This window comes from Timonella senegalensis JC301 (genome assembly GCF_000312125.1).
GTDB lineage: Bacteria > Actinomycetota > Actinomycetes > Actinomycetales > Cellulomonadaceae > Timonella > Timonella senegalensis.
In genome coordinates, this window is sequence record NZ_HE978641.1 from 41,738 (window position 1) to 63,132 (window position 21,395).

Sequence of the window (21,395 nt, forward strand, 5' to 3'; positions counted from 1 at the left end):
TGCATGCGGACGGGGTTGAGCCCGTCCTTCACAGGCAAGGGTGAGGGGCGTTTCTTACGCCCCACAATCAGTTCCGGCCGTAGTTTGGTGCTTCGACCGTCATCTGGATGTCGTGCGGGTGCGATTCCTTGAGGCCCGCAGCCGTGATGCGCACGAACTTGCCGCGCTCCTTGAGCTCAGTGATGGTGCGCGCGCCAACGTAGAACATCGACTGGTGTAGACCACCGGTGAGCTGGTAAGCGACCGATCCGAGTGGGCCGCGGTAAGGGACCTGACCCTCGATGCCCTCTGGAACGATCTTGTCGTCGGAGGCTACGTCAGCCTGGAAGTAGCGGTCCTTGGAGTAGGACTTCTTGCCGCGCGACGCCATAGCACCGAGCGAACCCATTCCGCGGTAGTGCTTGAACTGCTTGCCGTTGACAAACACGAGGTCGCCTGGGGACTCGTCGCAGCCCGCAAGGAGCGAGCCGAGCATGACTGACTCAGCGCCGGCAACGAGTGCCTTCGCGATGTCACCCGAGTACTGGAGTCCACCATCCGCGATGACCGGGATGTTGAACTCACGTACTGCCTTGGAGGCCTCGTAGACCGCGGTCACCTGTGGCACACCAACACCCGCGACAACGCGCGTGGTGCAGATCGAGCCTGGGCCTACGCCGACCTTGACGGCGTCCGCGCCGGCCTCAGCAAGTGCACGAGCACCTGCGTACGTGGCAACGTTTCCACCGATAATCTGGACGTTCTTGAAGAACGGGTCCTTCTTGAGGTTGCGGATCATGTCGAGCAGGAGGCGAGCGTGGCCGTTCGCGGTGTCTGCAACGAGGACGTCAACGCCGGCCTCGGCGAGCGCACGTGCGCGGTCCATTGCGTCACCGTAGAAGCCGATTGCCGCGCCAACGCGCAGGCGACCTTCCTCGTCCTTGGTGGCATCTGGGTACTGCTGGGTCTTAACAAAGTCCTTGACGGTGATGAGGCCCTTGAGGTGGCCACCCTCGTCAACAAGCGGGAGCTTCTCAATGCGGTTCTTGCCGAGCAGGTGTGCTGCGTCCTCACGGGAGATGCCCACCGGTCCGGTAATGAGAGGCATCTTGGTCATGACCTCGTGGACCTTGGTGGTCGCAAACGCCTCGGGGCGCACAAAGCGAAGGTCACGGTTGGTGATGATACCGAGGAGCGTGTTCTCCCCGTCCACCACGGGGAGCCCTGAAACGCGGTAGCGACCGCACAGTTCGTCGAGCTCCTCGATCGTGGCGTCAGGTCCAACGGTCACTGGGTCGGTGATCATTCCGGACTCGGAGCGCTTGACGGTGTCAACGTTGCGCGCCTGGTCCTCGATGGACAGGTTGCGGTGGATGATGCCGATACCGCCCTGGCGCGCCATAGCGATGGCCATGCGCGACTCGGTGACGGTGTCCATGGCCGCTGAGATGAGTGGAACCTTCAGCGAAATGTCTTTGGTGAGACGGCTCGTGGTGTCAACTTCGGATGGGATGACGTCTGTTTCGTTAGGGAGAAGCAGGACGTCGTCGTACGTCAATCCGAGGAAACCAAATGGATCGTTCGACTGGGAGGTGAGCAAGTCGGTCATGTCAAAATATTACGCCGAATCGTCTCGAGATATTCCTTGCCCCTGTCCAATGAGACGAGAACCACGCCGGGATCGAGCACGTTTAACGCTTGCCTATGGCGAGGCTCTCATTCCGCCCGCTGAGTGGGCGCACGTTTACCTACCGGGCTGTGAGCACGCCCTGTGAGTCGTCCCAGTAGTCGGCGTCAAAGGACTTGGAGCGCAACGTTCCGTACACCTCGTGGAACAGTGCCATGAATGAGCGAATCCGGATCACGTGTGGTCGAGTGACTAGGTCCCCTACTTCAACGTCTGCACCGGGGCCCACATAAATAGGAAGGGAAGGGAAGGCGTCGTCCAAACGGCGCAGGAAGTCCACATCAGGATCACCGTGACTGGTTTCGAATACCACGCAGGAAGGGCGAATCATTCGCACCAGTTCGAGCGCGCGATCCTCCTTTTCACTTCCGCTTACCACGTGCGCATTACAGTTCTTGTCGAGTAAGGCAGCAGCCAGTACATGCGCCGGAAGCGCCAGTTCGTCCGCCGGGATGGTAAAAACCAACGCGATGTTCTTGAGCCGCGATGGGTGCATCCGACTCGCGGCCGTCGCGCCCGCATCCGCGCTCGATCGCGCCACGAAGTCTTGGATTGCCCTCAGCCCTAGATACCCAAGGAGCACCCGAGGGTGGTGACCCGCAGCAGCGAGTACGGTCTGGTTCTCGAGCCGGTCAAGCGCAGGGCGCAGGAACAGTTTCCACCACAGGATGATGTCCTCCGTGGGGTGGACTCTGATCAGTTCGGTGCACTTGGGAATGTCATCGCGGAGCGCCGCTGCCACGAGTTCGGATGCGCGTCGGCCGTAGTCGGTCGGCTCAATAACAGATTCGTCCGGAACTGCGATTCGCAAGCGTCGGGGCTCGAGCGGTACCGGGCCATCCTCCGCATTGTCTTGGATACTTTCTTCGTAGGCGAGCTGGCTTTCCGCTTCGGGTGAATCAACTCCATGGAGCTCTGGCGCATTAGCCTGCGCCCCAGGCTCCTCTGGGGTGAGCCCACTTCTCATGACAATGGGAGTGACGGGCTCGACGGGAACCGAGCTAAGAGCGCCGGCTTCGGCATGATTTTCGAGAGCCTTACTGAGCTCTCCCTGTCCGCCGACACCAGCTTCGATCAGCGCTTCAGTGAAGGCTTCTCGGGCTTGGACTATCGAGATCCCCTGCCTCACTCGGGTCAGAGAGAGCTTCGCGGCTTCACTGGCCGTCGCACCGCGCAGGATGAATGATCTCATGAGGAAGAGACGTGCAATGTCACTCTCGCCGTAGCGTCGGTGAGTACCGGTGGTGTGCACAGTCGGTCCAACCCCATGACGCCGAGCCCACGTGCGCAATGTTGCTGGCGCGATTCCTAGCGCCTTCGCCACCGCTGCAACCGCGTACGTCTGCCCAGATTCCTGTGCAGGTGTGTCAGTCAGGTTCGTTGAGTTATCGGACATGTCGTGTGGCAATCGTGTCATGTAGAAGTTGAATCGTTTTCAGCGCAATCACTCCAGGGGTTCGCGGAACTGTGCTGCATGATGTCCGTAGGACTGTTGCTCCTCCCAATCATGCACGCCGGTTCCTCAATCTCGCATCTCAAACAACCGCGCATAACGGACCTTCACCAAATCCAAACCGGGTGAAACGCTCTATAGCATACCGAATTCGCTTCGTTAACGCTTCACGAGACCACGCATCTCTGTTCCGCATATCAGCAGAAGCGCATTTCAGCAGCACAATGCCAATTCTACGCTCGACGACGCTTGCTTCCTGCCACCAAAAGCCAACCCTTGAAACGAACATGAACAGGTCATGGAGCGTTTCACCCGCTCATTTTCTTTGAATAAGTAATGACTCGTTATAGATTCTATATTGCGCGGTCCTTCTCAAGCGGACCTTCAAAGGACGTGGAAAGTACTTTGCAGCCCGTACTGGCCCTAGGACCGCGGAACTCCACGTAACCCGCGCACAGGAGTTGGCACCAGCGAAGTTTACCGATAGACGGAGGTACCATCATGGCCGATGTTTCACGCTTGCCAGGACCAGTCATCGAACTGTGGGAATGGCAGTACCAGGGATCTTGTCGCGATGCGGATGACACGCTTTTCTTCCACCCAGAGGGAGAACGCGGCTCAACCCGACGCCGCCGCGCAGAGAAGGCCAAGGCCATTTGCGCCACTTGCCCGGTACTCATGGAATGCCGCGAAGCTTCTCTCAGGGTCCGCGAGCCGTACGGCGTATGGGGAGGGCTATCCGAGGATGAGCGCAATGCGATACTCGCCGAGCGTGACCGGAAGGCTGCCGTCCGCGCCCACTCCGCTTGACCTTGCTCGACCTACCGCCACTTTTGCTCAGGGATGCAAGGGAGTCATTCCGCCAGAAATCTCGACTTAACTCGCCATCGCGCAACATAAACAGAGCGCAGGAGAGACCACAAAGCGCCGGCCCCAAAGGGTGCCGGCGCTTTGTGGTTACGTAAGCTAGATCAGCCGATGACTGCGAGAACGTCACGAGCGGACAGGATGAGGTACTCCTGGCCGTCGTACTTAACCTCGGTGCCGCCGTACTTGGAGTAGATGACCTTGTCACCCACGGCTACGTCAACGGGGACGCGGTTGCCGTTGTCGTCAACACGGCCTGGGCCAACAGCGAGGACCTCGCCCTCCTGTGGCTTTTCCTTGGCGGTGTCTGGAAGGACAAGGCCGGATGGGGTTGTTACTTCAGCCTCAATCGTCTTGATGACGATGCGGTCTTCAAGCGGCTTGATGGAAACCGACACGCGGACCACCCTTTCGCAAAGTTGTAGGAGTTCAAAAGTGGCAATCGGCGGGGGGAGAGACTGTCGTCGCGGTGCCAGACTTTCCATGCCAATTGCTCCACAAACTAATGTATGCGCGTGTTAGCACTCGGTCAAGGCGAGTGCTAGTCGCGCTGCGTCATGCGCCAGTATGCCCACCCCGCATTTTCCAGCGGGACCGGCAGATTTTCGACGATTCTGGGCCAGAATCGTCGTGAATCTTGCGCGGGTGCGCCCTCGGCTGAATCGTGGCGCGTAGCGCCGCAAGCCCCCGGTGCGAGTCCTACCCCGCGGACCGGTGCCCGGGGCCCGTGAAACAATGGGCCCATGGATAAGGCGCTTCTCTCTGTTCTGGCCTCGCCGCGGGGCGCGGCTCTCTTCGGCGAGATCGCAGATCTCGGTCAGGTGGACCCGCTGGCCGCGAGCTCGGCACTGCGCAAGGCCGGGTATGAGCCCGAGCTGGTCGCGGCCGCTCTCACGCAGGTTCGCCTGCGGGAAAAGGGCGCTCTCAAGCTGGGGCCGTTTGCGGAGCGGATGTTTTTTACGCAGGCGGGGGTCGAGCAGGCCACGCGCCTGACGGTTGCGGCACACCACGCGCGCAGGTTCTTGGCCGCTGGGATCACCAAGGTCGCGGACCTGACCTGCGGAATCGGTGCGGACTCCATGGCGTTCGCGGCGCTCGGACTCGACGTGATGTCCACGGACATTGACGAGCTGACTGCGGCGATCGCCGCCGAGAACCTGAGCCCATTCCCCAACGCGCAGGTGCGCAACGCGGACGGGCTGGCCACTGACTTTGCCACCGAGGGCATCGAGGGCATCTTTGCGGACCCCGCCCGACGTGACGGCACGGGTCGCAGGCTCTTCTCCCCCGACCACTATGCGCCTCCGCTGGATGCGGTGTGGAACCTGCGCTCGCGCGTGCGCGGCGTGGGCATCAAGGTGGGCCCAGGCATCCCGCATGACGCGGTCCCGGACGGCTGCGAGGCCCAGTGGGTCTCGCTTGACGGCGACGTGGTGGAGGCCGGCCTGTGGTTCGGCGAGGTTGCCACGCGTGAGGGACTCGGTGCGCTCGTGCTCTCGAGCAGCAGGGACGGCTCACAGCAGGCCACTGAATACACGGCTGACGGGCGCGACCCGCACGCCCCTCACGTCGAATCCTCCGCCGGCCTCATGGACTACATCCACGAGCCGGATGGCGCGATCATCAGAGCGGGTCTCGTCGCCCACCTGACCAACGAGGCCAGCGGCACCATGCTCGACCCCACGATCGCGTACTTCACCTCCGACCAAGCCGCAGTGCTCGCAGCCAATGACCAGCACCTCACGCACTCATACAGGGTCATAGATGCCATCCCATTTAACGTCAAGGCCCTGCGCGCTTACCTTAGGGACAGTAAAGTGGGGCGGGTCACGATCAAGAAGCGTGGCGTCTCCGTCACCCCGGAGCAGCTGCGCCCGCAGCTCTCACTCAAGGGAGACAACGAGGCCACGCTCATCCTGACCCGTGTGAACAACGCCAAGACCGCCATCGTGGTGGAGCCGTCCTGACCACACCCTAGGAGCACCCATGTGTCCCATCCCGTTCGCTTCTTCCGCTCGCTCCACTCTCGGCATCGAGTGGGAGCTTGCTCTCGTGGACAAGGACTCCGGCGACCTCCGCCAGGTCGCGCAGACCATCTTGGACGCGGTCTCCCCCGACGGTTCACAACACCCAAACATCCGCCAGGAGCTGCTGCTCAACACCGTCGAGATCGTCACGGACGTGTGCAACACGGTGGAGAGCGCCGGGCGGGATTTGTCGCGTTCGATCGAGTTGCTACAGACCCTGACGGATCCACTGCGGGTCGAGCTCATGTGCGCGGGTACGCACCCGTTCGCGCGCTGGACACATCAGAAGGTGACGGACAAGCAGCGCTACGCAACCCTGATCGACCGCACGCAGTGGTGGGGCCGGCAGATGCTCATTTACGGGATCCACGTGCACGTTGGCGTGGAGGACCGCTCCAAGGTCCTGCCTATCGCCAACGCCCTGTTGACCTATCAGGGCCACGTCCAGTCCCTGTCGGCGTCCTCGCCGTTCTGGGGCGGCAGCGACACCGCGTATGCGTCTAACCGTGCGCTCATGTTCCAGCAGCTCCCCACAGCTGGCCTGCCATTTGATTTCCGGGACTGGTCCGAACTCGAAAAGTACGTTGATGACATGACTAAGGTCGGCGTGATTGACGAGTTCAACGAGGTCCGCTGGGATATCCGGCCGTCGCCACACTACGGCACGATTGAGACCCGCATCGCGGACGGCGCTTCGAACCTCACCGAGGTGCTCGCGCTCGCCGCTCTCACTCAGTGCCTGGTGGAACACTTCTCCACCATGCTCGACCAAGGCAAGGAACTGCCCCGGCTGCAGCCGTGGTTTGTGCAGGAGAACAAATGGCGTTCCGCCCGCTACGGTATGGATGCCATCCTTATCCTGGATGAGCACGGCAATGAGGACCTTATTACCGACGATCTTGGTCGCCTTCTGACGGAGTTGGAGCCAGTAGCTGCCCGGTTGGGTTGCGAGAAAGAGTTGAGCGACGTACGGGTCATCCTTCGCAAGGGCGCGAGCTATCAGCGCCAGCGCGCGGTAGCTCGCCGGTCAGGTGGGGACCTCGGCGCGGTGGTAAACCACTTGGTCAACGAGTTGCGAGCAGGTAAGCCCCTGTAGTCTTGGGGTACTGCGGCCAGCGGTCGGCCGCCCGAGTTCTGTAGAGAGACTGCCCATGAAGCTCTTGCGGGTTGGCGCCCTTGCCGCACTGCTCTCCGTGCTGGTCGGCTGCGCAGCCATTCAAACCCCGGACCCGTCCGGCGGGGCAGCGCCACAAGCCTCAACGTGGCTGACGGATGCCGAGATCATTGCTGCTCTCGGGGTCACATACTTTGCGGACTCGCCAGAGGTCCCGCAACCCAAAGTTGTCCGACTGGACGATCTCACTATCGTGGGGCCGGCCACTCTTGAGTCAATTGGTCTGCCCGAGGTCGGGGCCCAAGATTGCGCAGAGTCAATGTGGCCAGCGGAGATACTTGAGGACGGTGGCATTCTCGGGGCCAAGGGAACCGGGGATGGCTGCTATGAGTACCTTTATGTCGGCCAAGAGGACTCGGGAGAGGAAGGAACTGCGTGGCCGCCCACAGTCCCTCAGTCCTATGAGGTGGGCGTAGTGCGGGACGGCGAATGGTCCCGGATCTCCACGCCCCGAATGTTTGACCGGAGCATCCAGGGCGGATTTCTCAAGATCGTAACCGATGGCGCGCAGGCCTGGTGGATAGAACCCGTGGGCGCCTTTGAGGAACCCACAGGGTGGAACCTCCTAGCCGCAAACATCACCACCGGTGCCACGTCAGTGATCGCCACCTCGGAGGATGAGGGCTCCCAGCCCACATACTTGTACGGAACCTCGTCGTTGAAACTGCACCACGATCGGCTGTGGTTCACCGGGTACGTCCTACCGCAGCATATGGAAGTCATCCCCGGCCAAGAGCCTGAAAGCGTCCCCGTCCTCATGTCGATTGCCACGGACGGTTCCGGGTTCAACATTGAACAGGAACACATTGTTGACGCGGCGTTCGCTGGCGAGGACTTGATCGTGCACAAGTTTCCACCAAGTACCACGTCCGGGAATATCACCAATCCACTTGGTCAGATCATGAGCGCAGTCCATGGCGAGATTGCAGGGAGCGACCCGGCGTCCCTGGCAACCACAGGATTTGGGAACCTTGTGGCGGACGGCGATCTGGTGGCCTACTCGCAGGACGCTTCCGTAGTGGTGCTCGACCTAGCCACCAAGAAGACCACCATCATCGCAGCACCCCCGGTCGGCTGGATCACGAGTGTTTCCCTCCACGAGGGCGTTGTCACATGGTCTGTGAGTGACACCGTGGGCCGCGTGTACGCCTACGACACCCGCAGCGGCACGGGCTACCAGTTCGTCGTGGACGCCCCTCAGCAGGCGCTCATTGACCTAGGTGATGGGATAGCGATCCAGCGGGCGAGTCTGCGCGGCACGAGCGACTTCGTCTGGCTCACGCCTCCGCGCTAGATCGCAGTGTCCGCAGCCGGTTTGATGCCACGGGCGCTCGAGAGACACGAGTGGCCGGCACCCCGAAGGGTGCCGGCCACTCGCATTCGGTCAACTCACGCAGAGCCTAGACGTGCGTCACGGTCAGCGGCATCGAGGAGTCGACTGGGATGTCGAAGTTGGACGGGGCAACGCCCGCTGCAACGAGTGATGAGCCGAGTGCCGCGATCATTGCGCCGTTGTCGGTGCAGTACTTGATCGGTGGGATGCGCAGGGTGATGCCTGCCTGTGCGCACCGCTCTGCGGCCATGTCGCGCAGCTGCGAGTTGGCAGAGAACCCTCCACCGACCACGAGCGTGTCCACACCGTGGAGTTCGCAGGCAGCGATGGTCTTCGCGGTCAGAACGTCCGCTACGGCGTCGGCAAAGGAGGCCGCAACGTCGTTGAGAGGGATCTCGAGGCCCGCGTCTTGGCGGGACTCAACCCAGCGCGCAACTGCGGTCTTGAGCCCGGAGAACGAGAAGTCGTACATGTGCTTTGCCTGGTCCTTCTTGGACGTCAGCGCACGTGGGAACTTAATCGCAGCGGGGTTTCCCTCGCGAGCCAGGCGGTCGATGTGCGGACCGCCCGGGTATGGAAGTCCGAGCAGACGGCCTACCTTGTCAAAGGCCTCCCCCGCGGCGTCGTCCAGGGTGGAGCCGAGTTCGTTCACGCCCGTCGCGATGTCGTCAACGAGGAGCAGGGACGAGTGTCCACCGGACACTACGAGCGCCATGAACTTCTCGGGGAAGTCACCGTGCACCAGCTTGTCAACGGCCGCGTGGCCGACCACGTGGTTCACGCCGTAGAGCGGCTTGTTGATGGCAAGGGCCAGTGCCTTCGCAGCGGAGGCACCGATGGTCAGCGGGCCTACAAGCCCAGGGCCTGCGGTCACTGCCACGGCGTCCACGTCGGAAAGGTCAACGTTCGCCTCAGACAGTGCGCGGCGCAGGGTCGGGATCATGGCTTCGAGGTGCGCGCGGGACGCGACCTCGGGAATGATTCCGCCAAAGCGGGCGTGTTCGTCCATGGACGATGCAACAGCGTCGAACAGCAGCTCGTTGCCGCGCACCAGAGCAACTCCGGTTTCGTCGCATGAGCTTTCGATACCAAGGATGAGTGGTTCAGACATCTTCTTATTCGCCCGGCTGAGCGGGCTTCTCCTTTAGATTTACTCGCCGGTCCAGGCGGGCTTGGTGGCGTCGTTGGACCATTGGGACCACGAGCCCGGGTACAGGGCAGCTTCAATTCCGAGCGATGCGAGCACCGCGATTTCGTGGCTGGCGGTCACTCCGGATCCGCAGTACACGGCGATTTCGCGCTCGGTGTTGGGCCATGGCGCGTCGCTCTCGCCCGATTCTTGTACTTCGATAACACCGGCCTGCTCGAACACCGAGATGAGTTCTTCCCAGGGGCGGACCCGCTGGTCGTCACCGAGGAGTGAGAAGGTCGGAACGTTGATGGCACCTGGGATGTGTCCGGCGCGGGGGTCCACGGGTTCGACTTCGCCGCGGAAGCGTTCGCTTGCGCGGGCGTCGATGAGGATGCCCTCGTCAGCAAATTCACCAGCTGCCTCCGCTGTGATGGTCTCGAGGTGACCGCCGGTGAGTTCGATGGTGCTTGGCAGGGTCGTGTTCACGCCGGATTCGACAGCGCGGCCCTGGGCCTCCCAGAACGTGATTCCACCGTCGAGGATGCGGACGCTGTCCACGCCCGCCCAGCGCAGCAACCACCACAGCCGGGCAGCGGAGGTGCCGCCCACTGCGTCATAGACCACCACTTCGGAGTCAGGCGTGATTCCCCAGCCGCGGACTGCCCGCTGGAAGTCTGCGAGTTCGGGGAGCGGGTGGCGTCCGTGCGCGGGGTCCGCGGGCGCCGCCAGCTGAGTGTCCAGGTCGCCGTACAGCGCACCGGGGATGTGCGCGGTCTCGTATCGCTCGCGTCCGTCGGGCACGCCCAGTTGCCAGCGCACGTCGATCAGGCGCAGCGCCGGGTTGTCCAACTCGCGGGCGAGCTGGTCCGCGGTGATAAACACCTGGTCACGCACGAGGCTGGTTGGACTCGCTGCGGTCACGTTCTCCCCTTTGTATCGATTCTCGACGATCGTGTTCGCCTCTGCGGTCTCGCCCCGTGCCTTCGCCACACCAAAGATGGGGTCCGCGGGCACCGGGGCTGTGGTCTCGAGGAGTTTCCGCATGACGTATGCGTCGAGGTTCTCCGGCTGGTAATAGCGCTTACGCACGCGAATCGACTCAAACCCGTACTTGGTATACATCGCGATCGCGGGCTCGTTGGTGACAGCCACCTCGAGCAGAACGGCCTGCGCACGGAGCTGGATCGCGCGGTCAATGAGCGCGTCCATGAGTTTGGTTCCGATCCCCAGATGTTGGCCGCTCTTGGCCACACCGATCGTCATGATCTGGGCGACATCGCCGTCGAACCATAGCCCTGCGTATCCAACTACGGGGTGGTCACCTGCAGCCACCTGCTCGTCGAACTGTGCCACCACGTACCAGCGGCCTGGAGCGCCCAGCTCGTCAGAGAGCGCCGAGTAGCTCCACGCACTCATGCCAAAGAGTTCGATCTCGAGCTCGGTGATCCGGTCGAGGTCTGATGCGCGCATGGGGCGCAGCGTCACGTTGGGTGCGCTGTGGCGGCCGGGTGTCATCCGAGTGCGCGCTTTCGTGCGCCGGGCACCTGTGCGTCCGGACGGCGGAGGTAGAGCGGGGTGGTGGGCTGGTCCACACCTGCACCCCGGCGAGCCAGCGCGAGCTGTGCTAGGACCGTGGTGGATGGGACTGCGGGTTCGGAGCGCACGTCTGCACCAGCGAACGCCTCCGCGTACAGTGCGGCACCCTCACCCACTACAACTGCGCCCCTAGCGAGTCCGGTCTCGATCAGGTCCGCGGCGGAGGCCACCTCGGGACCCTCAACCACGGTGACCTCAGGGACGCCCTGAGCGGTAAGCTCCCCCACCGTATACAGCGCGTAGTAGACCTCGCGGCGGCGCGCATCAGACACGGCCAGAACCTTGGTTCCCGCTTCCAGCGCGTGGATCTGCGCGGCCTCGGCTGCGAGCGCGTCAAGACTGCACACGCCAAGTGGCTCGGTGCCCACACCAAACGCGAACGTCCGGCCGGTGACCAGACCCACGCGAAGTCCCGTGAACGGTGCCGGCCCAGTCCCGGCCACCACTGTGGTGACTGACGAAGAGTCCAAGCCAGACTCGTCGAAAATCTCTTTAATGAGCGGAGTGAGCAGCTCCGCGTGGCGGCGCTGCTCGCGCAGCGTGCGGGACGCGATCGCGGTGCCGTCATCGCTCAGGAGCGAGACGGATACAGCGGCAGAGGTATCTACACAAAGAACAGTCACGGTTTTAGCCTACTTGTCCAAACGTTTATGGGGGTATCCGCGCCTAGAGGGACGCGTGGGATGCGGGAGCAGGGGTGGCGAATGTGATGTCCACGTCGGCCCAGCGCTCACCAAACGTGGTGAGGGTGACTGCGCGGGTTCCCACCTCGGCGCCGTCAATGTCTGTGGTGTCCGCGTCGATTCCGCCATGCGGGCGGTTGAGCACGATCTCGATACGGTCGCCGGCGATGCCTTCAACAAGGCCTACGCCCCACTCGACAACGGTCACGGCCTCGTCCAGGGACGAGTCGAGGTCGAGTGCGTCGACCTCCTCGAGCGAGCCGAGGCGGTAGGCGTCCACGTGCACGAGTGCGGGGCCATCGGTGAGCGATGGGTGCTCGCGCGCAATGATGAAGGTCGGTGAGGCGACCTGACCGCGGATGCCAAGGCCAGCGCCGATGCCCTGGGTCAGGGTGGTCTTACCCGCGCCGAGGTCCCCCGTCAGCATGACGAGGTCTCCGGCGCGCAGGAGGCCCGCCAGCTGGGTTCCGAACGCGCGCGTAGCGTCGGCGTCAGGAAGATCAGTTGTGTAGATGCGCGTAGTGGTCACGTTCCTATTATCCTCCGGTCTGTGTGCCGCAGTAGCCGCCGTCCGCATGGCATTCGGCACAGAGTGGGTATGGGTGCAGGTCACTATTCTGCTGAAAGGGGCAGTGATGGCGGGCGCACACCAAAAGGCGGCGGGGCCGCAGCGGCGCCGCTATTGCGGCAACAAGCGCCGCCGGGGCACGCTGTCTGCCTAGGAGACGGGGTGATCCACGTACACGCGCGGGATGCGCTCGCCTAGGCGAGTCACCACTTCATAGCTGATGGTGCCGCAGGCCTGAGCCCAGTCCTCGGCGGTTGGGTCGCCGTGGTTCTCGTCCCCGAACAGTACCGCCACGTCGCCCGCGTGCGCATGAGAGTCGGTGCCCAGGTCCACCACGAACTGGTCCATGCAGACCCTTCCCGCGATGCGCAGGTGTTGCTCGCCCACCCGCACAGGCGCACCGAGTCCACCCGTTGCGGTGGTTCCCGAGGCGTGGCGAGGGATCCCGTCAGCGTAGCCGAGCGGAACTATGCCCACCTTGGTGTCCGCATCGGTGGTGTACTGGTGCCCGTAGGACACGCCATGGCCCTTGGGAAGTTCCTTGACAGTGGCGAGGTGCGCCTCGAGGCGCATGGCGGGCACGAGACCAAAGTGTGCAGGACCACCGATCTGTGGCGAGGGTGAAAGCCCATATACGGCGAGGCCCGGGCGGACCAGGTCGTAGTACATGCGCGGGTTGGTCAGGGTGGCCGCCGAGTTGGCGATGTGCCGCAGCTCAAGGTGGGCGCCGGCCTGCTCCGCCATGGCGATTGCGCGGTCAAACACGTCGGCTTGGGCGAGAACGGTGGGGTGCTCGGGCTCGTCAGCAAAGGCAAAGTGCGACCAGATGCCCACGAACTCGAGGTCACCCGCGTTCTGTGCAGCGATGAGCGGGGAAATTACTTCTCCCAGGTGGTCGAGCGTATAGCCGTTGCGGCCCAGACCCGTGTCGACCTTGAGGTGGACGCGCGCGACTCGGCCGAGGGTCCGCGCGGCGTGCGCGACAGCCTCCGCCGCCTCAGGGGTTGCCACGGATACGTCAATGTCGAGTGAGATGAGCTCCGCGTAGTCAATGCCTGGAGCGTGCAGCCACGTGAGGATCGGCGCGGTGATGCCGGCACTGCGCAGCACGAGGGCCTCGGACGCCTGGGCGGTTCCGAGCCAGGTCGCCCCCGCCTGGAGGCTCGCCGTTGCTACCTCGACCAGTCCGTGGCCGTACGCGTCAGCCTTGACCACTGCCATCACGTGCGTGCTCGGTGAGTGCGCGTGGACCTTCTCCACCATGGATGAAACGTTGTGGCGGATTGCCGCAAGGTTGATGACCGCTCGCCCCGGGTACGCGGCCGCGGCGTCGATGGCCGAGATATCTAGTTCTGTGGCAGCGAGGGGCATGTGCGCGATGCGGGGAGTGTCAGTCACGCCTTCTATTCTGCCACCGCGCTGGGTTTGTGCTGGGCGCGCCCGGTAAAGGTCGTGTTAAGAACGCGGCTGTTGCGCGCTTCCAAGCCGCACCACGAGATCCGCCCTGCCCCGGCTCGCCGCGATCGCGTCGGCGTTGCGTTGGTCCGTGCCGAGCGCCCAGTCGATCGCGTCCTGTGGAGACCTCCCATGCTCGATGTGCCGCAGGACCAGCCGGTCCACGCGCGTATGTTCGTCGGGCTCGAGGTACCAGGTCTCCGTGCACAACTCCCGTGCGAGCGTCCACGGCTCGCGATCGAGCAGCAGGTAGTTCCCTTCGGTGATGATCACGGTTGCGTCGAGAGGCACTACAACGTCGGCGCCGTACGACTCCTCTATTTCGCGGTGGAACCCCGGCACGTATACGTCGTGCTCTCCCCGTGCGATCCTGCGCAGCGCCTCCACGTAGCCGTGGGCGTCAAAAGTGTCGGGCGCGCCCTTGACGGCGCTCAGTCCCAGCCTGCCCAGTTGGGCGTTGGACAGGTGAAAGCCGTCGAGCGGCAGCTGCGCTGCCTTAACTCCGCCTCGTTCCAGATTTTCGACGATCTTGGTTGCGAATGTGGTCTTGCCCGCTCCCGGCGGGCCCACTATTGCCACGATCGTGCGCGCAGCCGTGGCACGGGCGTCCTTACCGTCCGCAAGCGAATCGGGCGTGCGTGGCAGGCCAATTTCGGAGAGCGGGTCTAGGCGGCTCGGCTCGTTTGAGGTGGTCAAACTCGCAAGGATCCGCTGAGCAAGGAGGGTTGGCGCAAGGTCTTCGGGCAGCTCGAGTTCGATGGCGCTCGAGCTGTCACTGGGGGTGGCCGCGAGTGCCACGCCGTATGGGGGTGTGGGCGCGTTGAGCTGGTCCACTAGGCCAGCGAGGTCGCGTAGGTGAAGGGTCCACCCCTCTATCCGCTCAGCCTTGAGCGCCTCGCTCCCTGGCCCGTCACCCAGCCCGTCCTCGGTGACCCTGACCAGGGTGGTGTGCTCGGACGCTTGCACGAGCGTGATGCGCGCGCGCAGCGCAGGCTCGCTGCCGTAGTCGGACCATTCAAACCCGAGGGCTTCGCCGTGTACGACCTCTAGCACCACGCCCTGCGCGAATCCCTCGCCCTGTTCGGTCTCCCAGGTTTCCCGCAGTGGTGCGCCCTCTCGGGGGTCAAACACCAGCTGCGGCCACCACTCATTGCGACCAGCAGTGAGTAGCTCCCACGTGCGCTGGGGTGTGGCGTTGACCTGCCGGCTCACTTCGATCCAGTCCTGCTCAGCCATTGTGTACCTCGCTCTTGTTGGCAGCTGCGCTGGCTGCCGGTGCTCCAAGTTCGCTGCATACGGCGGGGATCGACTCTATGATGTCGCTCGCACGAATGGGCCGGCTCTGTGGCTCATCCGCCCTTCCTCCGCGCCCGGAGCACTCCCCTGCGGCAATAGTGCCCGCCCGCCCATGGAGATAGGCGGCTCCCGCCGCCGCGAGCGCCCAGTCATCCCCGTCCAGCGTTCTGCCCCCAGCTTCAGCGTCCGCCGAAGCGAGAGCAAGGCACGCGGCGAGGATTCCCGCCAGTACGTCTCCGGAGCCTGCCGTGGCGAGGCGGGGCGTGCCGCTTGAGGCCACGAAGGTTCGTTCGGGGCCTGCCACGATGGTCGCGGGGCCCTTTGCCACCACGGTGGCTCCGGTGAGATCGTGGGCGCGGCGCGCATGCGCGAGTGGGCTGGCCTCCACGTCGGCGCGCGTCACGTGTTCTCCGAGCGCGCTCAGTAGACCAGCGAGTTCACCGGCGTGCGGGGCCAGAACGTGACGCGGACCGAGTAACCCAGCTAACTCTCTGGTAATCAGGGCCAAAGCGCCGGCGTCAACAACCACAGGAACCTCCCTTGCAAGGAGGTCGATCAGGCGGGCGCGCAGCGCATCACCGGGTTCCATGCCCGAGCCGATCAGGTGGGACTGGACGCGGCCGTAGGCCGGAACTGCCTCGGGCGCCGCGGGGACGAGCGCGTCGAATACCACGCGTTCTCCCAGGTAACGGACCATGCCCGGGCCACAGACGAGCGCGGCGCGCGTGGCAAGGATGCCCGCGCCGGGGTACTGCGGGGAGCCCGCTTCGATGCCCACCACGCCTCGTACGTACTTGTGAGCAGAGCTACTGGGCCGAGCCACTAGTGCTCGCAAGAGCCCGGAGGAGAAGTCGCTCGGCTCGATCACGGAGCACACTGGCTCCCCTAGATCCAGCCCGAGGTCCACTACGTGCACCCGGCCGGCTAGTTCGTTCGAGGGCGGAACAGCCAGCCCAACCTTGAGCGCCCCGAACGTCACGGTAGTATCCGCCCTTAGAATCGCGGGTGCAGCAGCGGAGTTTCCCAGCAAACCTGCGCCGCCGCTGATTGCACCCCTCGTTGCATCAATCCCGCTCGGCAGATCCACTGCCACAATGCGGGGCGCCGTCAGATTTAGCCCACGTGGAGCCTCGAGCCACGTCTCCTCCGGGCTCTCCACCGCAAGCCGGGTCTCCTCCAGCCGCGCCGACAGCGCACCAACAAACGCGCCGGTCCTTCCTCGCGCGGGGGTGTCCGCACCGATCCCCAGCACGCCATCCACCAGCACATCCGCCCGCAGGCATAGCGCCACGAGCCCTTCCACATTCGACTCGGTAAGTACATGCACCCTTGCGTTGGTGCCTCGCACGGCCGTCAGCCCTGACTCGTGCGCGCGCTCCCCTACCAGGACCACGTCCACGCCCACCGGCCTGCGGGCCATGTGCGCGGCGGCAAACAGGGCGTCACCGCCGTTGTTCCCGGTCCCCACCAAGAACGCGGCGCGTGACCCTGCGAGCCCCCCTCGGCGTTCCCGCAGTTCCGTAACAACGTTCTGATACAGGGCAAATGCGGCGCGGGCCATGAGTGGCTCACCCGCTTCCAAGAGCGGAAGCTCGGCGTCCCTGACCTGCGTGGCTGTGTAGGCGTGCCTCATTCCTCCATCATGCCACCGGCGCGCTGCGGGCGGTCCACCAAGTTCGCGCGGTGACCAGTACATTGGAGAAATGAAATTCGGAACCTTCATTCCCCAGGGCTGGCGCCAGTCGCTGACCGGCATCGCCCCAGCAGACCAGTGGAACGTCATGAACTCGCTCGCGCAGCGCGCAGACCAGGGCGACGTGTTTGATTCGATCTGGGTCTACGACCACTTCCACACCGTGCCTGAGCCCACGCACGAGGCCACCCACGAGGCGTGGAGCCTCATGAGTGCCTTTGCCGCAACCACTTCACGCGTGAAACTTGGGCAGATGTGCACGTGCATCGCCTACCGCAACCCCGCATACCTGGCCAAGATCGCCACCACCACGGACATCATCTCCGGCGGCCGCGTCCAGATGGGCATCGGCGCGGGCTGGTACGAGCACGAGTGGCGCGCCTACGGCTACGGCTTCCCCGGGGCCGGAGACCGCCTGCGTGCGCTCGAAGAGGGCGTCGAGATCATGGAGCAGGCCTTCACTACCGGAATCTCAACCCTGGACGGCTCGTACTACCAGGTCGACGGCGCACTGAACTTCCCACTTCCCCTCCACGAGGACGGCATTCCATTCTGGATCGCCGGCGGCGGAGAGAAGAAAACCCTGCGCATCGCCGCCAAGTACGCCTCGTACACCAATTTCGATGGCTCACCGGAGGGCTTCGAACACAAGTCAACGGTGCTGCGCGGACACTGCAATGACCTAGGCCGAGACTTTGATGCAATCACCCGATCGGCCAACTACAACGTGGTCATCGGTGAAACTGAAAAGGACGTGGCCGACAAGCTGGACTGGATCGAGGCGCACTACGCCAAGACCGTACCGAACTCCGCAGCCAAGGAACGCGAGAACTTTGCTAGTGGCCCTCTCGTGGGAACTCCAGAGCAGATCAGCGAGAAGCTTGCCACACTCGAGTCTCTCGGCATGACCTACGCAATCACGTACTTCGTGGACTCGGCGTACGACACCTCGAGCATCGAGCTCTTCGAGTCCAAGGTTGCGCGCAACTTCCTGTAGCGCCCACGTGAGGTGCCAGCGCCTCACAACTCACTGATTAACCGCGATCGAGTCACCTACCAGCGGCAGGTGACTCGATCGTCGTTAATGTCTTAGGAGGTGTCCTGACGGGACCAGAGGTACTCACGCAGGGTGTGCCCAGACTCGTGAATTTCGCGGGCCCCATCGATGCCCATGTACCGAAAGTGCCAGGACTCATACATGTAGCACGTGGTCTCTGACTCGCCCTTGGGGTAGCTCAAGATGAACCCGTACTTCCACGAGTTCTCAAGCATCCAGGCACCAGCCTTGGTATCGGCCCAGTCCTCGTACGACCAGGGAGCCCGGCCCTCGCCCTTGGAACGGACGTCGATGACCGTTCCCAACTGGTGCTCGGAGTGTCCGGCACGTGCGCTCGCAACGAGCGCGTGCTCCTTGTTCGTGGTGTTGACCCAACGCTGGAAGGTGACCTCTTGGTCCGCGTAGCTACGGTAGCCGGACTGGATCTCAATCGGGGCGCCGGCCTTTGCCGCAGCCTCCCCCATCTTCTTGAGGTCAGCCACAACAAACTCGCGCACCATCCCGTTGCCGCGCAAGCCCGCCCGTCCAACGGACACCAGGTCGTTGGGCGCGTAGTCCTTGGGGAGCTTGTACGTGTAGTCAAGCAGGGTGCGGTCCCAATCCTTGTACGCAACATACTTGGCGGGTGTACTTGTCAGCGAGCACGAAGGCAGCGGCGCTGACTTCTCCGTTTCCGGCTGCGGGGGTTCGGCTGGTTGGGCGTCTCCCTCATCTGCAAACCCAAGGTTGACATCTGTTGCCGCGCCCAAGGAGAACCGGTTGTCATCACGCGAGGACGAGTCCTTGTCACGTTCCAGCACGGTGGCGCCGGAGTCTGACTCGGCACCTGGGTTGGCTCCGTTGGTCTGCTCTGCTGCCGGCGGAGCCTCTGGCTCCTCGGAGCCGAGGAACAGGGCCCCGGCGCCGATGCCCGCGCACAGGCCCAGTGCGGCTAGGTAGAAGGGTGTACTGCGCATGCCCTATCCCTCCGCAACAACCATTGCGGTGGCCACGGGGCCATCATGTGACAGGGAAAGATGGAAATGCCGGACGCCCTGCTCTGCCGCGGCCTCGGCAACGGTCCCGACGACTTCAACCACGGGCCGGGCACCGGTCACACGTCGAATGATGGCGTCGTGCCACATGAGTCCGCCGGGCGAGCCGAGGGCCTTCACGATGGCCTCCTTAGCGGCAAAGCGTGCCGCGAGGGACTCAATCGGCATGTCACGCTCGTCAGGGTGGAAGAGCTTTTCAACGAGGCGAGGGGTGCGCTCGACCGTGGCGCGAAAGCGCTCAAGGTCGACAACGTCGATTCCCACACCGATGATCATGACTTCCCTTTAGTTTGGTGGTGACGCAGTTGTCCCAGTAGTTCACCTTATTGGCTGGGAGACCCGATAACAAGGAAGTACGGCCCGATTCCGCACCGTGACTCGTTCACAGCACGGAATCGGGCCGTTTCTCGCGGAAGCTAAGCGGCTCGGCTCACTCCACGGTCACAGACTTGGCAAGGTTGCGCGGCTGGTCAACGTCCAGCCCCTTGGCCCGGGCTAGTTCGGCCGCGAAGATCTGCAGCGGCACTACGTTCAGCAGCGGTGAGAGCAGGGTTGGGGCCTGTGGCACCCAGAACACCTCGTCCGCAAAAGCCTCAACTGCGGTGTCGCCGTCCTCCGCGATGACCAGCGTGCGGGCGCCGCGAGCGCGGATCTCCTGGATGTTGGAGATGACCTTCGAATGCAGCAGGCCGCGGCCACGTGGAGAAGGCACGATCACGAACACAGGAAGCCCTGGCTCGATGAGCGCAATGGGCCCGTGCTTGAGCTCACCAGCGGCGAAGCCTTCGGCGTGGATGTACGCAAGTTCCTTGAGTTTGAGAGCACCCTCGAGCGCGATGGGGAATCCCGTGTGGCGCCCTAGGAACAGCACGGACGAGGTGTCCGCCATCCAGTGTGCGATCTCCTTGACCCTGCCTGCGCGTTCGAGGACCTCACGGATCTTGCCCGGCATCTCGCGCAGTTCCGCAAGCATCTTCTGGATCTCGTCACGGAACATGTTGCCGCGCAGTTGCGCAAAGTACAGGCCCAGCAGGTAGGTCGCCGTGATCTGGGAGACAAACGCCTTGGTCGATGCCACGGCGATCTCCGGTCCCGCGTGCGTGTACAGCACTGCGTCGGCCTCGCGCGGGATCGTTGAACCGTGGGTGTTCACGATCGCGATGACTTTAGCGCCCTGTTCCTGCGCGTGGCGCACTGCCATGAGCGTGTCCATGGTTTCGCCCGACTGCGAGATCGCCACCACGAGGGTTCTGGTCGTGACGATGGGATCGCGGTAGCGGAACTCGTGTGCGAGCTCCACCTCCACGGGGATGCGGCACCAGTGCTCGATTGCGTATTTGGCCACGTGGCCCGCGTAGGCAGCCGTGCCGCACGCAACCACGATGATCTTGTCTATGGCACGCAACACGGACTCGTCGATGCGCAGATCGTCGAGAATCAGGTCGCCGTTCTCGTCAACGCGACCCAGGAGCGTGTCGGCAACCGCCTGAGGCTGGTCGTCGATCTCCTTGGCCATGAACGACCAGTAGCCGCCCTTTTCGGCTGCTGCCGCGTCCCAGTCCACGGTGTAGCGGTTCAGTTCCACAGGCTCGCCCGCGAAGTTGATGACCTCAACGGAGTTCGGGGTGATCGTGACGATCTCGTCCTGTCCGAGTTCCAGCGCCTCTCGGGTGTGCGAGATAAACGCTGACACGTCAGAGCCGAGGAAGTTTTCCCCGTTGCCCAGGCCAACCACTAGTGGCGAGTCGTGGCGCGCGCCAACAACAGTGTCGGGCTGGTCTGCATGCACGGCAAGGAGCGTAAAGGTGCCCTCCAAGCGCTGGGCCACGCTGCGCATCGCCTGCGTCAGATCGCCCGTGGCCAGGAATTCCTGGCCGAGCAGGTGCGCAGCCACCTCGGTGTCTGTCTCTGAGGTGAACACGATGCCCTGCGCTGCAAGCTCGGTGCGCAGCTTGAAAAAGTTCTCGATGATGCCGTTGTGGATCACCGCAAGCTTTCCGTCGAGCGCCTGGTGCGGGTGCGCGTTGACGTCGCTCGGGCGCCCATGCGTCGCCCACCTGGTGTGCCCGATTGCTGCGGTCGCATCCGCAGACGGGTGCGCAGCCAGTTCCTCGCGCAGGTTGATGAGTTTGCCCGACTTCTTGGCCACCTCAACGTGTCCGGCTCCAGGCCGCACGAGCGCGATGCCCGCAGAGTCGTAGCCGCGGTACTCCAAGCGGCCGAGCCCCTCAAGTACGACGTCCTGTGGACGGCTCGAGGGCACCACGGATCCTACATATCCAACAATTCCACACATAAAAAGCTGAGTCCTCCCTGGGCCTAGGCCCTACTCACGCTGTAGTTCGCGCCCTACCAAAGAGG

The 21,395-nt window shown here is 63.5% G+C and carries 18 protein-coding genes; 5 read left to right on the forward strand and 13 right to left on the reverse strand.

Annotated elements, in window-relative coordinates; genetic code table 11:
• Positions 1-67: 67 nt before the first annotated feature.
• Both guaB and HGSM_RS00170 read right to left on the reverse strand, forming a co-directional pair.
• Positions 68-1,588, reverse strand: coding sequence for an IMP dehydrogenase (gene guaB / locus HGSM_RS00165; RefSeq protein ID WP_019146717.1), 1,521 nt, complete (start codon positions 1,586-1,588; stop codon positions 68-70).
• Between the two features lie 139 nt (positions 1,589-1,727).
• Complete coding sequence (locus HGSM_RS00170; protein WP_230197455.1) at positions 1,728-3,083, reverse strand: MerR family transcriptional regulator; 1,356 nt, start codon at positions 3,081-3,083, stop codon at positions 1,728-1,730.
• Between the two features lie 537 nt (positions 3,084-3,620).
• On the opposite strand from HGSM_RS00170, the gene HGSM_RS13955 reads away from it, so the two are divergent.
• Positions 3,621-3,929, forward strand: a complete 309-nt coding sequence (locus tag HGSM_RS13955; protein ID WP_019146719.1) for a WhiB family transcriptional regulator — start codon at positions 3,621-3,623, stop codon at positions 3,927-3,929.
• Between the two features lie 161 nt (positions 3,930-4,090).
• Here HGSM_RS13955 and groES read toward each other — a convergent pair whose 3' ends face one another.
• The gene (gene groES / locus HGSM_RS00180) at positions 4,091-4,384 is read right to left on the reverse strand and encodes a co-chaperone GroES (RefSeq protein ID WP_040594332.1); all 294 of its coding nucleotides are present in this window, start codon (positions 4,382-4,384) and stop codon (positions 4,091-4,093) included.
• 345 nt (positions 4,385-4,729) lie between these two features.
• Between groES and HGSM_RS00185 the strand changes: the two genes are divergently transcribed.
• From HGSM_RS00185 to HGSM_RS00195, 3 genes are read left to right on the forward strand one after another with little or no spacing between them, the layout of a single operon-like run.
• Positions 4,730-5,953, forward strand: a complete 1,224-nt coding sequence (locus HGSM_RS00185) for a THUMP-like domain-containing protein (protein WP_019146721.1) — start codon at positions 4,730-4,732, stop codon at positions 5,951-5,953.
• 19 nt (positions 5,954-5,972) lie between these two features.
• Positions 5,973-7,109: a glutamate--cysteine ligase gene (locus HGSM_RS00190; RefSeq protein ID WP_019146722.1), complete on the forward strand. Its 1,137-nt coding sequence runs from the start codon at positions 5,973-5,975 to the stop codon at positions 7,107-7,109.
• Positions 7,110-7,164: 55 nt separating this feature from the next.
• Positions 7,165-8,481 (forward strand): hypothetical protein, encoded by a 1,317-nt coding sequence (locus HGSM_RS00195; RefSeq protein WP_019146723.1) that lies wholly within the window; start codon positions 7,165-7,167, stop codon positions 8,479-8,481.
• 106 nt (positions 8,482-8,587) lie between these two features.
• Here HGSM_RS00195 and tsaD read toward each other — a convergent pair whose 3' ends face one another.
• From tsaD to HGSM_RS00235, 7 genes are all read right to left on the reverse strand, one after another.
• Positions 8,588-9,631 carry a tRNA (adenosine(37)-N6)-threonylcarbamoyltransferase complex transferase subunit TsaD gene (gene tsaD / locus HGSM_RS00200; protein ID WP_019146724.1) on the reverse strand — a complete coding sequence of 348 codons (1,044 nt, stop codon included), beginning with the start codon at positions 9,629-9,631 and terminating at the stop codon, positions 8,588-8,590.
• 39 nt (positions 9,632-9,670) lie between these two features.
• Positions 9,671-11,122, reverse strand: coding sequence for a ribosomal protein S18-alanine N-acetyltransferase (gene rimI, locus HGSM_RS00205; RefSeq protein WP_195891313.1), 1,452 nt, complete (start codon positions 11,120-11,122; stop codon positions 9,671-9,673).
• A gap of 41 nt (positions 11,123-11,163) precedes the next feature.
• On the reverse strand, positions 11,164-11,871 hold the full coding sequence (tsaB, locus tag HGSM_RS00210; protein WP_019146726.1) for a tRNA (adenosine(37)-N6)-threonylcarbamoyltransferase complex dimerization subunit type 1 TsaB: 708 nt from the start codon (positions 11,869-11,871) through the stop codon (positions 11,164-11,166).
• Between the two features lie 43 nt (positions 11,872-11,914).
• Positions 11,915-12,460: a tRNA (adenosine(37)-N6)-threonylcarbamoyltransferase complex ATPase subunit type 1 TsaE gene (gene tsaE, locus HGSM_RS00215; RefSeq protein ID WP_019146727.1), complete on the reverse strand. Its 546-nt coding sequence runs from the start codon at positions 12,458-12,460 to the stop codon at positions 11,915-11,917.
• Between the two features lie 189 nt (positions 12,461-12,649).
• Positions 12,650-13,870 carry an alanine racemase gene (gene alr / locus HGSM_RS00225; protein ID WP_051009581.1) on the reverse strand — a complete coding sequence of 407 codons (1,221 nt, stop codon included), beginning with the start codon at positions 13,868-13,870 and terminating at the stop codon, positions 12,650-12,652.
• 84 nt (positions 13,871-13,954) lie between these two features.
• Positions 13,955-15,190, reverse strand: a complete 1,236-nt coding sequence (locus HGSM_RS13960; RefSeq protein ID WP_019146730.1) for a nucleoside/nucleotide kinase family protein — start codon at positions 15,188-15,190, stop codon at positions 13,955-13,957.
• Entirely contained in the window at positions 15,183-16,883 is a 1,701-nt protein-coding gene (locus tag HGSM_RS00235) for a bifunctional ADP-dependent NAD(P)H-hydrate dehydratase/NAD(P)H-hydrate epimerase (protein WP_019146731.1), read from the reverse strand. The genes HGSM_RS13960 and HGSM_RS00235 overlap by 8 nt, the downstream gene beginning before the upstream one ends.
• A gap of 70 nt (positions 16,884-16,953) precedes the next feature.
• Between HGSM_RS00235 and HGSM_RS00240 the strand changes: the two genes are divergently transcribed.
• A complete protein-coding gene (locus tag HGSM_RS00240) occupies positions 16,954-17,940 on the forward strand; it encodes an LLM class F420-dependent oxidoreductase (RefSeq protein WP_019146732.1) in 987 nt (328 codons plus the stop codon).
• Positions 17,941-18,032: 92 nt separating this feature from the next.
• On the opposite strand, the gene HGSM_RS13470 is transcribed toward HGSM_RS00240, so the two are convergent.
• The 3 genes from HGSM_RS13470 to glmS form a co-directional block, all read right to left on the reverse strand.
• The gene (locus tag HGSM_RS13470; RefSeq protein ID WP_019146733.1) at positions 18,033-18,956 is read right to left on the reverse strand and encodes a M15 family metallopeptidase; all 924 of its coding nucleotides are present in this window, start codon (positions 18,954-18,956) and stop codon (positions 18,033-18,035) included.
• Between the two features lie 3 nt (positions 18,957-18,959).
• On the reverse strand, positions 18,960-19,310 hold the full coding sequence (locus tag HGSM_RS00250) for a holo-ACP synthase (RefSeq protein ID WP_019146734.1): 351 nt from the start codon (positions 19,308-19,310) through the stop codon (positions 18,960-18,962).
• A 154-nt stretch (positions 19,311-19,464) separates the two neighbouring features.
• Complete coding sequence (gene glmS / locus HGSM_RS00255; RefSeq protein WP_040594196.1) at positions 19,465-21,330, reverse strand: glutamine--fructose-6-phosphate transaminase (isomerizing); 1,866 nt, start codon at positions 21,328-21,330, stop codon at positions 19,465-19,467.
• Positions 21,331-21,395: the final 65 nt, after the last annotated feature.

What these genes read in the sequence shown, in the direction of transcription:
- guaB (WP_019146717.1), bottom strand. Translation starts at nt 1,588, where the DNA reads ATGACCGACTTGCTCACCTCCCAGTCGAACGATCCATTTGGTTTCCTC.
- alr (WP_051009581.1), bottom strand. Translation starts at nt 13,870, where the DNA reads ATGCCCCTCGCTGCCACAGAACTAGATATCTCGGCCATCGACGCCGCG.
- HGSM_RS13470 (WP_019146733.1), bottom strand. Translation starts at nt 18,956, where the DNA reads ATGCGCAGTACACCCTTCTACCTAGCCGCACTGGGCCTGTGCGCGGGC.
- tsaD (WP_019146724.1), bottom strand. Translation starts at nt 9,631, where the DNA reads ATGTCTGAACCACTCATCCTTGGTATCGAAAGCTCATGCGACGAAACC.
- HGSM_RS00240 (WP_019146732.1), top strand. Translation starts at nt 16,954, where the DNA reads ATGAAATTCGGAACCTTCATTCCCCAGGGCTGGCGCCAGTCGCTGACC.
- HGSM_RS00250 (WP_019146734.1), bottom strand. Translation starts at nt 19,310, where the DNA reads ATGATCATCGGTGTGGGAATCGACGTTGTCGACCTTGAGCGCTTTCGC.
- HGSM_RS00195 (WP_019146723.1), top strand. Translation starts at nt 7,165, where the DNA reads ATGAAGCTCTTGCGGGTTGGCGCCCTTGCCGCACTGCTCTCCGTGCTG.
- HGSM_RS00170 (WP_230197455.1), bottom strand. Translation starts at nt 3,083, where the DNA reads ATGACACGATTGCCACACGACATGTCCGATAACTCAACGAACCTGACT.
- HGSM_RS00185 (WP_019146721.1), top strand. Translation starts at nt 4,730, where the DNA reads ATGGATAAGGCGCTTCTCTCTGTTCTGGCCTCGCCGCGGGGCGCGGCT.
- glmS (WP_040594196.1), bottom strand. Translation starts at nt 21,330, where the DNA reads ATGTGTGGAATTGTTGGATATGTAGGATCCGTGGTGCCCTCGAGCCGT.
- HGSM_RS13955 (WP_019146719.1), top strand. Translation starts at nt 3,621, where the DNA reads ATGGCCGATGTTTCACGCTTGCCAGGACCAGTCATCGAACTGTGGGAA.
- HGSM_RS00190 (WP_019146722.1), top strand. Translation starts at nt 5,973, where the DNA reads ATGTGTCCCATCCCGTTCGCTTCTTCCGCTCGCTCCACTCTCGGCATC.
- HGSM_RS00235 (WP_019146731.1), bottom strand. Translation starts at nt 16,883, where the DNA reads ATGAGGCACGCCTACACAGCCACGCAGGTCAGGGACGCCGAGCTTCCG.
- HGSM_RS13960 (WP_019146730.1), bottom strand. Translation starts at nt 15,190, where the DNA reads ATGGCTGAGCAGGACTGGATCGAAGTGAGCCGGCAGGTCAACGCCACA.
- rimI (WP_195891313.1), bottom strand. Translation starts at nt 11,122, where the DNA reads ATGCGCGCATCAGACCTCGACCGGATCACCGAGCTCGAGATCGAACTC.